Raw genomic sequence first — 14,789 nt, forward strand, 5'->3', positions numbered from 1 at the left:
GCAAGGTGGCCTGGGAGATGAACAATCGTCCCCGCAAAACCTTGGATTGGCGCTCGCCGGCTGAGGTGCTTTATGAGCGACTGAAAAACGCTTCGGGGTGATGCACTTGGATATTGACTCCGCATTAGCTTTCTTTTGTTGCTTTAGACAAAAGAAAGTAACCCGCCGCTTTAGTGGCGGAAGCTTTTGGCGTTTGATCTAGATCTAGATCTTGCATGAGCGTCGCGCCGCAAGACCATTGCAGCGCGGTCGCGGCTTGCGCCGCTCCTACCCTGACGGGCTACGGCCGCCGTCAGCGCGAGATTGATAGGTCGCGGTCGCGACTCACGTCGCTCCTACAGGAACACACCCGAACACGACGCGACATTGGGACATGGCGGTCGCGGCTCGCGCCGCTCCTACCCTGGCGAGCGAGCGCCGCTTCGACGAATGACGATGGCCACGTCATCTCTGCGCGTCCCTTGTCGCGACTCACGTCGCTCCTACAGGGATAGATTCGTGGTGGCGACAGCGCTCACCGCGCCATCAAGGCCTCGATCTCGTCGGCGCTGCGCGCGAGCCGGTCGGTCAGCACCTGGTGGTCGTCTTTGGTAATCAGCACGTCGTCTTCGGTGCGGATGCCGATGCCGCGCCATTTCGGGTCGACGCTGCTGTCGTCGGGCGACACGTACAAGCCGGGCTCGATGGTGAAGACCATGCCCGGTTCGAGCAGGCGCGACTCGCCGTCGAAGCGGTACTCGCCGACGTCGTGCACATCCATGCCCAGCCAATGCCCGGTCTTGTGCCGATAGAAGCGCTTGTAGTGGCCTTCGGCGAGGTTCTTTTCCAGCTTGCCCTTGAGCAGGCCGAGCCGCAGCAGGCCTTCGGTCAGGGTCTCGACCGCGGCCAGATGTCCCGCCTCGTAGGCGACGCCGGGGCGCGCCTGGGCCAGGGCCGCGGCCTGGGCGGCGCCGACCAGGTCGTGCAGCGCGCGTTGCGGCGCGGTGAAACGGCCGTTGACCGGAAACGTGCGGGTGATGTCGGCGGCGTAACCGCGGTACTCGGCGCCGGCGTCGATCAAGACCAGGTCGCCGTCGGACGAGGCCGCGCTGTTGGCGCGATAGTGCAGCACGCAGGCATTGCTGCCGGCGCCGACGATGCTGCCGTAGGCCGGCTCGGCATCGTGGCGGCGAAACACGCATTCGATTTCGGCCTGCAGCTCGTATTCGCGCATGCCGGGACGCGCCGAGCGCATCGCCGCTTCGTGGGCGAGCACGCTGATGTCGGCGGCACGCTGCATGAAGCGCACCTCGTCGCGATCCTTGAACAAACGCAACTCGTCGAGCAGATGGCCCAGCTCGAGGAACTCGTGCGGCGGCTGGGCGCCCTGGCGCACCATCGCGCGCACCCGGTTGAGCCAGCCGATCAGCTTGAGGTCGAACTCGGCGTCGCGGCCGAAGTGGTAGTAGACGCGCGAGCGGCCTTCCAGCAACCCCGGCAGGATGTCGTCGAGGTCGGTGATCGGATAGGCGTCGTCGAGCCCGAACGCCTCGACCGCGCCTTCCGGGCCGTAGCGCGGGCCGTCCCAGGCTTCGCGTTCGCGGTCGCGCTCGCGGCAGAACAGCAGGGTCTCGCCATGGCGCCGGCCCGGCACCAATACCAACACCGACTCGGGCTCGGGGAAACCGGTCAGGTAGCTGAGGTCGGAGTCCTGGCGGAACGGATAATGCGTATCGCGACTGCGGATGTGCTCGTTGGCCGACGGCACGATCACGATCGCCTCGTCGCCGGCCATCGCCATCAACTGCTTGCGCCGGCGCACATAGGCCTTGGCCGGCATCGTCAGCGCCGCGTTCATCTCAGTTCAACCGATGCCGGTGCTGCGCCGCCATCGCCACGTCGCCGTGCAACAACAACGCGACGATGCGCACGAACTCCTCGATCTCGGTCAAGGCTTCTTCGTCGTCCTCGTCGCCGTCGTCCTGCGGCGAGGCCGCGGCCAGGCGCGCCAGATCGCCGAGCGCTTCGCGGCTTTCCTCCGACAGCGAGGAAGCCTCGCCGGCGGCGAGGCCGAAACCGGCGAGGAAACCGCGGCACCAGTCGAACAAGGCGCCGCTACGCTCGGACAGCGGCGCTTCGCTGTCGGGCAGCAGCAGGTCGAAGCCGAAGCTGCGGTCGCCGAGCTGCGAGGCGCTGGCGCCGCGCAGGCGATCGAGCGCGCCGTTCTCGGCCGGCGTCGCGATGGCCGGGTCGGCCAGCACGCGCGCCGGCCAGTCGCGCACCGAGGCGCCGCCGCCGGCGAGCCAGCCGCACAAGGCGCCGTGCAGTTCGGAAGCGGAAGCGCCGAGCGAGAGCGTGCGGCTCTCGGCGTCGACATCGGACAACAGGGGCAGTTCGATCGCGGCCACAGGCATCAAGTCGTGAGGGTTGCCGCAGTTTAGCAATGCCGGGCGAATGCGGGCGGCGTGAAGAAACCCGCAGGATCCTGTCCTGTCTGGCGATTCGAGTCCGTAGTGCTTGTTGCCGCAACGGGCGCCTGCCTAAACTGCGGGCTGTTGCGCTTCACGCCACGGTGTCCGTGCGTTCCTCTTCCCCTGTCGCCCTGCTGACTGCCGGTCTGATCGCCTTGCTCCTGTGCATGGCGGCGCTGACCCAGCGTGCCGATGCGGCCACGCGCGACTTCTATTTCTCGCGCCTGGGCAGTGAGCTCGGGCTCAGCCAGAACTCGGTCACCGCCTTCACCCAGGACGCGCACGGCTTCATCTGGGTCGGCACCCAGGGCGGCTTGCATCGCTACGACGGCCAGCGCTACGTGCCTTATCGCCACGACCCGCGCGATCCGGCCAGCCTGCCCGACAGCTACGTCACCGCGCTCGCCCTCGACGGCCAGCGCGCGATCTGGATCGGTACCCATTCCGAATACCTGGCCCGGCTCGACCTGGCCAGCGGCGCGATCCATCGTTACGAACCGCCGGACTCGCAGGCCGGGCGCCAGATCGTCTCGCTGCTGCCGTGGCGCGACTCGCTGCTGATCGGCACCCTGGCCGGCCTGGAGCGCATGGACCCGCGCAGCGGCGCGCGCGAGCTGCTGCTGGCCCTGCCGGGCGAACTGAGCCGGCAATCGCCCTGGCAGGAACTCGCCCTCGCCCGCGACGGCACCGCCTGGTTCGCCAGCGCGGCCGGTCTGTACCGGATCCTGCCGAGCGGCAAGATCGAACGCATCGGCGCCGCCCAGGTGCTGCGCAGCGTGTTGATCGACCGGCGCGGCCGGCTCTGGGCCGGCGGCGTCGACGGCCTGTACCGGCTCGACGGCCACACCGGCATCCTGGTCAAGGTCGAGGACGAAGCGCTGGCGACGCTGCGCGATGCGCGCGCCCTGATCGAGGCGCCGGACCAGCGGATCTGGATTTCCGGCTTCGGCAACGGCCTGTACCGCCACGACCCCGAAACCGGCCACACCCAGCGCGTGCACGCCGAGCCCGGCGTCGAGGCGACCCTGCCCGAGGACACGATCGAAGCGCTGATGATCGACCACGGCGGCCTGCTCTGGGCCGGCGGCCAGTATCGCGGCGTCGCCGTCGCCGACCCGCGCGGCACCCGTTTCAGCTACGTCCTCGACCTCGACGAGGACCGCACCGGCGCCGGCGCCTCCGACGCCAGCATCCGCAGCCTGGCCCAGGACGACCTCGGCGCGATCTGGATCGGCACCGACAACGGCCACCTGCGCCGTTACGACCTGGCCGCCGACCGTTTCCAGGACATGACCGCGCTGCTGCCGGCCAACGCCGGTGCCCGCCGCATCGCCGCGATCGCCCGCGAACCCTGCCCCGAGGCCGACAACCCGAACCCGCCGGCCTCGCTGCCTCCGACCCGGCTTTGGCTCGCCACCGGCCAGGGTCTGCTGCGCCTGGACCCGGCCACCCGCCGGGTCGAGAGCATCGACCTGCGCGGTTACCGCGACGTCGCCCTGCGCTCGCTGGCCTTTGCCCGCGACGGCAGCCTGTGGCTCGGCAGCGACGACCTCGGCGCCCTGCACTACCTGCCCGAGACCGGCGCCCTGGTCCGCTACGCCTACCGCGAAGGCGATTCCAAGGGCCTGAGCCATCCGCGCGTCAATGCCGTGCTCGAAGACACCAAGGGCCGGGTCTGGTTCGGCACCGGCGACGGCCTCGACCTGCTCGACCCGGCCACCGGCTACCTGCGCCACTACCGCCATGCCACCGACGAGGCCGACAGCCTGCCGGGCAATTTCGTCCGCGCCGTGCACCAGTCCGCCGACGGCTCGATCTGGGTCGGCACCCAGGCCGGCCTGAGCCGGGTGGTCGAACACGGCGACGGCCGCATCCGCTTCGACCACCCGCTGGCCGAGGTGCTCGGCGACCATCCGGTGCCGGTGGTGTTCTCGATCGCCGAACGCCCCGCCGGCCGCCTCTGGCTCGGCACCGACGCCGGCATCCTGCGCTTCGACAGCGGCGCTTCGCTGGTCCGCCGCTACGGCCTGGCCGACGGCTTGCAGGACCTGGAATTCAACGCCGGCGCGGTCGACATCCTGGCCGACGGCCGCATCGCCTTCGGCGGCGTGCGCGGCCTCAACGTGTTCGACCCGGCACGCATCGCCGACTCGCGCTACACCCCGCCGGTGCGCCTGCTCGGGGCCTGGATCGGTTCCGACACCAGCGCCGGTTCGAGCACTTTGTGGCAATCCACGCGGCTGGAGATTCCCAACGGCGCCGGCATCCTGCGCCTGCGCATCGGCGCGCTCGACTTCGGCCCCAACAGCGGCATCCGCTATCGCTACCGCATGGACGGTTTCGACCGCGACTGGATCGACAACGGCCCGCGCCAGGACATCACCTACACCCGCCTGCCGCCCGGCCGTTACGTGTTCCGCGCCCAATCGACCAACCGCGACGGCGTCTGGAACACCCAGGAGCTGCGCATCCCGGTCAAGGTCGAACCGCCGCTGTGGCGGCATCCGCTGGCGATCGCCCTGGCGGCCCTGGCCGCGCTCGGCCTGGCCTTGAGCTTCGGCTGGCGCTGGCACGTCGCCCGCCAGCGCGAACGCGGCTACTTCGCCCAGATCCGCGAACGCGAAGAACGCCTCAAGCTGGCGCTGTGGGCATCCGGCGAGCAGTTCTGGGATTACGACCTGAAGCGGCGCGAGCTGCACCGCATGCGGGTCGACGACCACAACCCGCAATCGCCGGAGATCGGCGTGCAGGCCGACATCGCCGACGACCACGAAATCCATCCCGACGACCTCGGCCGGGTCACCGAGCTGCTGCGCAAGCACCTCAAGGGCGACGCCGCGCTGTTCCTGTCCGAACATCGCATGCGCACGCCGAAGGGCGAATGGGGCTGGGTGCGCGCCCGCGGCCGGGTCGTCGAACGCGATGCCGAAGGCCAGCCGGTGCGCGTCGCCGGCACCGGCCGCGACGTCACCGCGGTGCGCAGCGCCGAACGCGAACGGCGCATTTCCAGCGAAGTGCTGCGCTCGATGGCCGAAGCGGTCGCGGTGTTCGACCGCGACTTCGTGTTCGTCTCGATCAACCCGGCGTTCTCGCGCATGACCGGCTACCCCGAGAACGAAGTCATCGGCCAGACCACCGGCCTGCTCGACAGCCGCCAGCACGACCCCGAGTTCTACAGCGACATGCGCGACGAGTTGCAGCGCAGCGGCCGCTGGTCCGGCGAGATCTGGCAGCAGCGCAAGGACGGCAACGAATTCCTGTGCTGGCTGCAGGCCAGCATCGTGCTCGACAGCAGCGGCCAGCGCGGCCACTACGTCGCGGTGCTGACCGACATCACCGACCAGAAGCGCGCCGAGCAGGAACTGCGCTACCTGGCCAACTACGACACCCTGACCAGCCTGCCCAACCGCACCCTGTTGTCGGAGCGGCTGTCGCGGGCGATCGTGCGGGCGCGCCGCCACGGCCATCGCATCGCGCTGCTGTTCCTCGACCTGGACCGCTTCAAGGACATCAACGACTCGCTCGGCCATGCCGCCGGCGACCGCATCCTACGCGCCGCCGCGGTGCGCCTGCAGGAAACCGTCGGCGCCGAGCACACCGTCGCGCGCCTGGGCGGCGACGAATTCACCGTCGTGCTGGAAAACCTGGAGACGCCGGAACAGGCCGAGGACGTCGCCCGGCGCCTGATCAAGGCCTTCGAGGCGCCGCTGGATTTCGACGAACGCCACGATGTGGCGATCTCGCCGTCGATCGGCATCAGCCTCTACCCCGACCACGCCCAGGTCCCGACCGACCTGCTCAAGCACGCCGACACCGCGATGTACCAGGCCAAGGCCGCCGGCCGGCGCACCTTCATGCGCTACACCGAGGCGATGGACATCGAGATCCGCCAACGCGCGACGATCTCGGCGGCGCTGCGCAAGGTGCTGGACCGCAACGAGCTGCGCCTGGTGTTCCAGCCGCGTCTGTCGCTGCCGGAAGCGCGCATCACCGGGGTCGAGGCCCTGCTGCGTTGGAACAGCGCCGAGTACGGCAACATCCCGCCCTCGCAGTTCATCCCGCTGGCCGAGGAAAGCGGTTTGATCCTCGAGATCGGCGAATGGGCGATGCGCGAGGCCTGCAGCCGCCTGCGCCAGTGGCGCCTGCAAGGGCTCGACCAGTTGTCGATCTCGGTCAACGTCTCGGCGATCCAGCTGTTGCGCGGCGATCTGCCCAAGATGGTCGCGCGCGCCCTCAGCGAAAGCGGCATCCCGCCGTGGCGGCTGGAGCTGGAATTGACCGAAAGCGTGATCATGGCCAATGCCGCGCATACCTCCAACACCATGCAAGCCCTGCGCGAACTCGGCGTGGCCCTGGCGGTCGACGACTTCGGCACCGGCTACTCCTCGCTCGCCTACCTCAAGCGCCTGCCGATCAACACCCTGAAGATCGACAAGGAATTCATCGGCGACCTGACCCGCGACCCCGACGACGAGGCGATCACCAGCACGGTCATCACCATGGCCCACTCGCTGGGCCTGAACGTGGTCGCCGAGGGCGTCGAGTTGGAAGAGCAGATGGAATTCCTGCTGGCCCACGGTTGCGACGAGATCCAGGGCTACTGGCTGGCCCGGCCGCTCGAAGCCGACGACTGCCTGGCGTTCATCCAGCAATGGCAGCCGCCGCTGAGCGTGCGCGCGGCGCGTTGACCGCCTGGGGTCGGGACTCGGGACTCGGGACTCGGGACTCGGGATTCGGGATTCGGGATTCGGGAATTGGGTGTCAGGAGAGCAGGGGCGGGCTTCCTGGCCATCGGGGGTAGTGGCGGCACGGCCGCGACCGCGTCGCATCGCCCCCGCCATTCCGTTACTCCGGCCCGCCCTCGCGCCGCCCCAAAGCCGCCATCGACCCGACGATGCCTGACCGAGTCCCGAGTCCCGAGTCCCGATTCCCGGCAGCGCCTTGACCGCCCCCGCCCCGGCCTGCCATCGTGCCGGGATGGATCGCACCGAACTCATCACCGAATTGCAGTCGCTGCTGACCCGCGTCGACGAACTCGGCGATCGCGTGCGTCGTCTCAGCGAAGAGAACCGCAGCCTGCGTCAACAGCAGGAACAATTGGTCGGCGAGCGCTCGGCGCTGCTGGCCAAGAACGAGCAGGCCCGCACCCGCGTCGAGGCCATGATCGCGCGACTGAAGTCGCTGGAGCAGCACACGTGAATCCGAACCGATGAGCACGACCAGCGAAGCCGTCAGCATCCGCCTGCTCGACCGCGAGTACACGGTGGGCTGCGAGCCGTCCGAACGCGACGACCTGCTCGCCGCCGCGCGCATGCTCGACAGCAAGATGCGCGAGATCCGCGGCAGCAACCGCATGGCCGCGCTCGACCGCGTCGCCGTGCTCGCCGCGCTCAATTTCGCCCACGAATTGCAGCAACTGCGCGGCGACGGCGATCATCGCGACCGCGAACTCTCGCGCACCCTCGACGAACTGCATCGCAAGCTCGACAGCCTGTTCGACGCCGCGATCCGCTGATTCACCGATCTGTTGATCCAATGATCTGCTGACTCTGGGCGGTTCGCCGTCAGCGCCCGTTGCCGCCAACGGTTCGCACTCGACTGCGTAGGCAACAAGGTCGCATTAAGTGCGATTACTGTGGCCGCCGTCGCAACAGGCTTTGCATAAGACCGCCGTTGTCGCATCCGGCCCCGTTCATCCGCGCTCGCGGATCGTTCAAGCGCATGAACCGCAACGCAGCGTCGCCGACGAGCGGGCACGCTGCAGGCGGTGCGCGCGCTATACTTCGCGTACGTCCTCTGCTGTGCTCGACGGCGTGCGCAAACATTCGCCTTGTCCCTTAATTACGACCGCGGGGGCGCAACGGGAATCTGGAGTGCAAGTCCGCCTCGCAGCGGGAAGCCCGAAGATCTCCAAGCGTTCCCACTTGAACCCCGGGTTCAAGGTCGTTTCGCACGCATCGACATTGGCGGAGGACTACTCATCCCGGAACGGGCGCGAGGTCACGGAAGTGATTCGCGCCCGTTGCCTTGTCCGGAGCGCCCGCGCTTCCGTTTTCCCCCAGGACCCCGCGCCGAATGACGGTTGACCGTACGACGCTGCGCCGCGAACTGCGCGCGCAACGCCGCAATCTCGCCGCCCCCGCGCGCATCGCCGCCGCCGAATCCCTGGCCGCCCGCCTGCTGGCGCTGCCGTTCGCGCCCGCCACCGGCTATGTCGCCGGTTATTGGGCCATGGACGGCGAGATCGCCCTGCACGTCTGGCAGCTGCGCCTGCCGCCGGGCTGCGTGTACTGCCTGCCGGTGCTGCACGAAGACCAGCGCCTGCGCTTCGCCCCCTGGCGCCCGGGCGACGCCCTGGTCGGCAATCGCTTCGGCATACCCGAACCCGACGTCAGCCCCAGCTCGCTGCTCGAGCCTGAACAGATGAGTCTGGTGGTGCTGCCGCTGGTCGGCTTCGACCCGCGCGGCCACCGGCTCGGCATGGGAGGTGGCTGGTACGATCGCAGCTTCGCGTTCCGCCAACGCAGCCCGGCCCCACCGTGGCTGGCCGGCGCCGCGTTCGAACTGCAACGCATCGATGCGCTCGACAACGCCGATTGGGACGTCGCTCTCGATGCGGTTTGTACGGAAGTCCAGACTCTGGATTGCCGTTCCCCCCTGTTCGTCTGACCGTTGAGCACCGCATGACCGCACGCCGCCGCTACTGGCTGATGAAGTCCGAACCGGACACGTTTTCCATCGAAGATCTGCAACGCGTCCGCACCGAACCGTGGAACGGCGTACGCAACTACCAGGCGCGCAATTTCATGCGCGACGGCATGAAGGTCGGCGATGGCGTGTTGTTCTATCACTCCAACACTGCCGTGCCCGGCATCGCCGGCCTCGCCACGATCGCCAGCGAAGCCTATCCGGACCCGACCCAGTTCGACGCCAAGTCCGATTACTACGACGGCAAGAGCTCGCGCGAAGACCCGCGTTGGCTGCTCGTCGACGTCGCCTTCGAGCGCAAGTTCGATCGGGTGATCCCGCTCGACGAGATCAAGGCCCGCGCCGACGAGCTCGGCGAGGACTTCGCCCTGACCCGCCGCGGCAACCGCCTCTCGGTGCTGCCGGTGACGGCGGCGCAGTGGAAGGTGTTGCTGTCGATGGAGTGAGGCCGGGACTCGGGACTCGGGACTCGGGACTCGGGACTCGCAAAGCCTGTGCCGGCATGGCTACGCCCGCAACTCATTCATAACTTCGCGATGGTTCGGATCATGACGGTCAAATCGTCCAGACTATCGCTTCTCCAGATTAGATCCTCGAGTCCCGAGTCCCGAGTCCCGAGTCCCGAGTCCCCGAACAGCAAACCACAAGCCCTTGAGCCCATGACCGAAGCAAAACGCCTGGCCGGCGAAAAAGCCATCGACTACATCGAAGACGGCATGATCGTCGGCGTAGGCACCGGTTCCACCGTCGCCTTTTTCATCGAGGCCCTGGGCCGGCACAAAGAGCGCATCAAGGGCGCGGTGTCGAGTTCCGAACAGAGCACCGCACGCTTGCGTGCGCTCGGCATCGAGGTGCTCGACCTCAATGCCACCGGCCCGTTGTCGCTGTACGTCGACGGCGCCGACGAATGCGATCCGCACAAGCGCCTGATCAAGGGAGGCGGCGCCGCGCTCACTCGCGAAAAAATCATCGCCGAGGCCAGCGCGAAGTTCGTCTGCATCGTCGACCCGGCCAAGCGCGTCGACGTGCTCGGTCGCTTCCCGCTGCCGGTCGAGGTCGTGCCGATGGCGCGCAGCCTGGTCGCACGCGAGATCCTGGCGATGACCCGCGGCCAGCCGGTGTGGCGCCAGGACGCCAACGGCGCCGGCGTGGTCACCGACAACGGCAACCTCATCCTCGACATCCACGGCCTGGCGATCACCGACCCGGTGGCGATGGAATCGGCGATCAACCAGATCCCCGGCGTGGTCAGCGTCGGCCTGTTCGCGCGCCGTCCGGCCGACGTCGTCATCGTCGGCGGCGAGCCGCCGATCGTCCTTTAAGTCACTGATCTAGAACGTCTCTCAGCAGACGAGACGGCCTGCCGCCAGAATCGGCAGGTCGTCCGCTTCACCCGCCCGGCACACCCGGGCGGCTGCTCGCGCGGCGCAATACCGCCCCCATGCCGGCCCGCCGCCATGACCCTGCGCTGCCTGTTCGTCGACTTCAATTCCTACTTCGCCTCGGTCGAACAATTCGACCACGAGGAGTTGCGTGGCCGTCCGGTCGGCGTGGTGCCGGTGCTGGCGGCCACCACTTGCTGCATCGCCGCCAGCCGCGAAGCCAAGGTCCACGGCATCAAGACCGGCACGCCAGTGCACGAAGCGATGGCGCGCTGCCCAGACATCGCCATCGTCGAGGCGCGTCCGGCGCGTTACGTCGATCTGCATCACCGCTTGATCGCAGCGATCCAGGACTGCATTCCGATCGACGGCGAACCGCTGTCGATCGACGAAGTCGCTTGCCGCCTGATCGGCCGCGAGCGCCAGCGCGACAACGCCATCGCGATCGCCCACCGGATCAAGCAGACCCTGATCGATCGCGGGCTCGCGCCGGCGATCCGCTGCTCGATCGGCATCGCCCCGAACACCTTCCTGGCCAAGACCGCCTCCGACATGCAGAAGGTCGACGGCCTGACCGTGGTCGAACTCGGCGATCTGCCGCAGGCGCTGCATCGGCTGGAACTGCAGGATCTGTGCGGGATCGGCCCCTCGATGCTGCAGCGCCTGCGCGATGCCGGCATCGACACGGTCGAGCGACTCACTGCGGCGCCGCGCGAACATCTGCGCGCGGTCTGGGGCGGGGTCGAGGGCGAACGTTTCTGGGCGCAGCTGCGCGGCATCGAACCGACGTCGCGGCAACGCAAGGCAGTCGGTTCGGTCGGTCATTCGCACGTGCTCGACCCGCAAATGCGCAGCGCCGAAAGCATGCGCTCGGTGTTGTTCAAACTGCTCGCCAAGGCGGCGATGCGGATGCGCGGCGAGCGTTGCCAGGCGCGCGGGATGAGCCTGCACGTGCGTTTCGCCGGCAAGGAACAACGCTTCAGCCGCAATCTGTCGTTCGCCGCGCTCGACGACACCCCAACCCTGCTGCAACTCATGGCCGACGCGCTGCAGCCGCTGATGCGCGGCGCCGCCAGCGGGCGTTGGAACGTGAAACGCTTTCCGCCTCTGTCGGTCGCGGTGTCCTTGATCGACCTGCAGCCCAACGCCGCCGACAGCGGCTCGCTGTTCGTCGAGCGCGGGCGCCAACAGGCGCTGACCCGCGTGCTCGACCAGGTCAATCAACGCTACGGCAACAACCGTCTGTATTTCGGCGCGATGCAGGACGCACTCGCGCAAGGCGCCGCGCCGATGCGCATCCCCTTCAGCCATATTCCGGAAGAAGCCGCCGAGGCCGACCTCGGCGCCTCGGCTCTGGTCCCCGATCCGAGCATGAACGAACTGTGGTTGCGACGGCTGCGCGAGTTCAACGTGATGGCCGAGCATGCTCATCGCGAAGCGCGCGAAAACCCAGGCAAGCCTTTGCCCCCACCGGGCCCGTCGCCGATGCACCGCTCCTCCGGCGTCGGCGGCTGGGGCCGCAAGCAACGCGAGAAGAGCGACGACGACGGACGGGGCACTACCGGCTCGCTGTTCTGACACCTCAACGGCTGTGGCATACCGGCTCGCGGCCCAGATAGCTCAACGCCACCTGCAGCGCCGTAAGCCACACCCCCTTGCCGGCGATGCTGTCTCCGATTTACCCGGACTTCGTCGGCCTGAATCGGATGCAGATCCCGGTATCGTGTGTCGCGACTTACGGCGCTCCTACAGATGGAACGACGCCGCCTCATTGCAGGAGCGAGGTTAGTCGCCACCGAGTTCCCGAGAACGAACAAACTCTCGCCGTCGAGGGGTTGGGATGATGCCCCAACCCCTCCCGCGCTTCAGGCATCGACCGCGACGAACCCGCCGGTCTGTCGCTTCCACAAGCGCGCATACAGACCGTCGCGGGCGATCAACTCCTCATGGGTACCGGTCTCGATGATGTGGCCCTTGTCCATCACCACCAGCCGATCCATGCGCGCGATCGTCGACAGGCGATGGGCGATCGCGATCACCGTCTTGCCGGTCATCAAGCTGTCCAGGCTGTCCTGGATCGCCGCTTCGGCCTCGGAATCCAGCGCCGAAGTCGCCTCATCGAGGATCAGGATCGGCGCGTTCTTGAGCAGTACGCGCGCGATCGCGATCCGTTGCCGTTGACCGCCCGACAGCTTGACGCCGCGTTCGCCGACCAAGGCTTCATAACCGGCCCGCCCCTCGCCATCGACCAGGCGCGGAATGAACTCGTCGGCACGCGCCTGACGCGCGGCCTCGGCCATCGCCGCTTCGCTCGCATCCGGACGTCCGTACAGCAGGTTGTCGCGAATCGAACGATGCAGCAGCGAGGTGTCCTGAGTGACCACGCCGATCTGCGAACGCAGGCTTTCCTGGGTCACGCCAGCGATGTCCTGGCCGTCGATCTGGATGCGGCCGCCTTCGAGGTCGTATAGGCGCAGCAGGATGTTCATCAGCGTCGACTTGCCCGCACCCGACGGTCCTACCAGGCCTATCTTCTCGCCGGGCTTTACCGTCAGGTCCAGGTCGGCGATCAGACCGCTGTTCTGGCCGTAATGGAAGTGCACGTTCTCGAAACGCACGCAGCCTTCGTCGACCTGCAGCGCTTTGGCCTCCGGGCGGTCGACCACGGTCAACGGCCGCGAGATCGTCTCGATGCCGTCCTGCACCGTGCCGATGTCCTCGAAGATGCCGTTGATCGTCCACATGATCCAGCCCGACATGTTGTGGATGCGGATCACCAGCCCGGTCGCCAAGGCGATCGCGCCGACCGTGATCGCTCCGCGATGCCACAGCCATAGGGCCAAACCGGTGGTGCCGACGATCAACAGACCGTTGAGCGTAGTGATGCTCACGCCCATCAGCGTGGTCATGCGAGTCATGTCGCGCGAGCGTTGGGTCTGCTCGATCATCGCTTCGGCCACGTATTCCTCTTCGCGCCGCGAGTGCGCGAACAGCTTGAGCGTGGCGATGTTCGAGTAGCCGTCGACGATGCGGCCCATCAACTTGGAACGCGCATCCGAGGCCCGCCACGAACGCAGCTTCACCCGGGGCACGAAGTAACGCAGCAGGCCGATGTAGGCCACGATCCACACAGCCAACGGCAACACCAGCCAAACGTCCGCCTGCGCGAACAGGTAGATCGCCGACGCCGAGTACACGATCACGTACCAGATCGCATCGAAGGCCTGGGTCGTGGACTCGCGCAGGGACGGACCGGTCTGCATGATCCGGTTGGCGACGCGGCCGGCGAAGTCGTTCTGGAAGAAGCTCAGGCTCTGCTTGAGCATGTAGCGGTGGGTCTGCCAACGCACCAGATTGGTCATGCTGGGATGCACGGTCTGGTTGAGCAGCAAATCGTGCAGGCCGAGGAACAACGGCCGCGCCAACAGCATCACCACGGCCATCCACAACAGCTCGCCGCCGTGCTGCGCGAACAGCTCCTTGCTCGGCGTGGTGTTGACCAGGTCGATGACGCGGCCGAGGTAGTCGAACATCGCGACCTCGACGATCGCGACCAGGAAACCGACCACCGTCAACACCGCGAACACCGGCCAGGCTTGTTTTATGAAATGCCGATAAAAACCTGTGACGGTGCTCGGCGGCATGGTGTCCGGCGCCGGCCGGAACGGGTCGATCAACGATTCGAACCAACGAAAAATCATCATGGCATCTAGCCTTGTCTGAACTTGGAAAGACTCCCGTGCGCGTTGCGGTGCCGTCGCCGGAACAGGCGCGGAAACGAAGACGCGAGGACGAACGGCGCGTACGACGCCGAATCGGATGACGGGAGTTAGGCGGCGGACGAGCGCGTGCGATCCAAGGCCAGGCTGGCCCGGAACGGCGGTCGTTCAGCCGGAGGCGGCGCGGGCATCGCCCGCTACCGCAAGCGCCGACTTAGCGGCGGACTTTGCCGGTGATGGTGAACTTCATCGTGCTTCTCCTTGCGATCCCGAGGCGTCGCCGGGCACGTGTGGCTCGACGCGCGGATCGCTGATGGGTGACCCGGCTCGAGTCTAACGCGCTTAGGTTGCCGGCGACATCCGCCCAAAGTCGGTGTACGCCGTTCGCAAACCTGGGCCATCAAGTTGTCGACCCACCATAAATCAGTGCCACACAAAACTAGAGGTCGCCGGGTCGTTTTGGATCCGAAACTCGTTGGGCGTTAAACCGCCCAGGCTGTCGTGGGGTATCTCGGCGTTGTAGTCACAAA

The 14,789-nt window shown here is 67.4% G+C and carries 10 protein-coding genes and 1 other RNA gene; 8 read left to right on the forward strand and 3 right to left on the reverse strand.

All coding sequences use genetic code 11. From position 1 onward, the window contains the following. Positions 1-514: 514 nt before the first annotated feature. Together ACTOWK_RS22960 and ACTOWK_RS22965 are read right to left on the reverse strand one after the other, a co-directional pair. Entirely contained in the window at positions 515-1,837 is a 1,323-nt protein-coding gene (locus ACTOWK_RS22960) for an aminopeptidase P N-terminal domain-containing protein (RefSeq protein ID WP_441332399.1), read from the reverse strand. Between the two features lies 1 nt (position 1,838). Further along, the gene (locus ACTOWK_RS22965) at positions 1,839-2,378 is read right to left on the reverse strand and encodes a UPF0149 family protein (RefSeq protein ID WP_441332406.1); all 540 of its coding nucleotides are present in this window, start codon (positions 2,376-2,378) and stop codon (positions 1,839-1,841) included. 179 nt (positions 2,379-2,557) lie between these two features. Between ACTOWK_RS22965 and ACTOWK_RS22970 the strand changes: the two genes are divergently transcribed. From ACTOWK_RS22970 to ACTOWK_RS23005, 8 genes are all read left to right on the forward strand, one after another. Continuing rightward, positions 2,558-7,138: an EAL domain-containing protein gene (locus ACTOWK_RS22970; protein ID WP_441332400.1), complete on the forward strand. Its 4,581-nt coding sequence runs from the start codon at positions 2,558-2,560 to the stop codon at positions 7,136-7,138. A 289-nt stretch (positions 7,139-7,427) separates the two neighbouring features. Continuing rightward, complete coding sequence (locus tag ACTOWK_RS22975; protein WP_031373971.1) at positions 7,428-7,649, forward strand: TIGR02449 family protein; 222 nt, start codon at positions 7,428-7,430, stop codon at positions 7,647-7,649. 10 nt (positions 7,650-7,659) lie between these two features. Beyond that, positions 7,660-7,965, forward strand: coding sequence for a cell division protein ZapA (locus ACTOWK_RS22980; protein ID WP_441332401.1), 306 nt, complete (start codon positions 7,660-7,662; stop codon positions 7,963-7,965). 275 nt (positions 7,966-8,240) lie between these two features. After that, a non-coding RNA gene (gene ssrS, locus ACTOWK_RS22985) (6S RNA) lies at positions 8,241-8,427 on the forward strand. A 98-nt stretch (positions 8,428-8,525) separates the two neighbouring features. Next, entirely contained in the window at positions 8,526-9,119 is a 594-nt protein-coding gene (locus ACTOWK_RS22990; protein ID WP_441332402.1) for a 5-formyltetrahydrofolate cyclo-ligase, read from the forward strand. A gap of 14 nt (positions 9,120-9,133) precedes the next feature. Beyond that, positions 9,134-9,604 (forward strand): EVE domain-containing protein, encoded by a 471-nt coding sequence (locus tag ACTOWK_RS22995; protein ID WP_441332403.1) that lies wholly within the window; start codon positions 9,134-9,136, stop codon positions 9,602-9,604. A gap of 213 nt (positions 9,605-9,817) precedes the next feature. Next, positions 9,818-10,480, forward strand: coding sequence for a ribose-5-phosphate isomerase RpiA (gene rpiA / locus ACTOWK_RS23000; RefSeq protein ID WP_441332404.1), 663 nt, complete (start codon positions 9,818-9,820; stop codon positions 10,478-10,480). Between the two features lie 135 nt (positions 10,481-10,615). Continuing rightward, positions 10,616-12,118 (forward strand): DNA polymerase Y family protein, encoded by a 1,503-nt coding sequence (locus ACTOWK_RS23005; RefSeq protein WP_441332405.1) that lies wholly within the window; start codon positions 10,616-10,618, stop codon positions 12,116-12,118. A gap of 287 nt (positions 12,119-12,405) precedes the next feature. On the opposite strand, the gene ACTOWK_RS23010 is transcribed toward ACTOWK_RS23005, so the two are convergent. After that, on the reverse strand, positions 12,406-14,238 hold the full coding sequence (locus ACTOWK_RS23010; protein ID WP_441332407.1) for an ABC transporter ATP-binding protein: 1,833 nt from the start codon (positions 14,236-14,238) through the stop codon (positions 12,406-12,408). Positions 14,239-14,789: the final 551 nt, after the last annotated feature.

Origin of the sequence: Lysobacter sp. CA196, assembly GCF_052078695.1 — a bacterium.
GTDB lineage: Bacteria > Pseudomonadota > Gammaproteobacteria > Xanthomonadales > Xanthomonadaceae > Lysobacter.

Coding starts and splice junctions, on each gene's coding strand:
- ACTOWK_RS22995 (WP_441332403.1), top strand. CDS start 9,134: ATGACCGCACGCCGCCGCTACTGGCTGATGAAGTCCGAACCGGACACG.
- ACTOWK_RS22980 (WP_441332401.1), top strand. CDS start 7,660: ATGAGCACGACCAGCGAAGCCGTCAGCATCCGCCTGCTCGACCGCGAG.
- ACTOWK_RS23005 (WP_441332405.1), top strand. CDS start 10,616: ATGACCCTGCGCTGCCTGTTCGTCGACTTCAATTCCTACTTCGCCTCG.
- rpiA (WP_441332404.1), top strand. CDS start 9,818: ATGACCGAAGCAAAACGCCTGGCCGGCGAAAAAGCCATCGACTACATC.
- ACTOWK_RS22960 (WP_441332399.1), bottom strand. CDS start 1,837: ATGAACGCGGCGCTGACGATGCCGGCCAAGGCCTATGTGCGCCGGCGC.
- ACTOWK_RS22975 (WP_031373971.1), top strand. CDS start 7,428: ATGGATCGCACCGAACTCATCACCGAATTGCAGTCGCTGCTGACCCGC.
- ACTOWK_RS22990 (WP_441332402.1), top strand. CDS start 8,526: ATGACGGTTGACCGTACGACGCTGCGCCGCGAACTGCGCGCGCAACGC.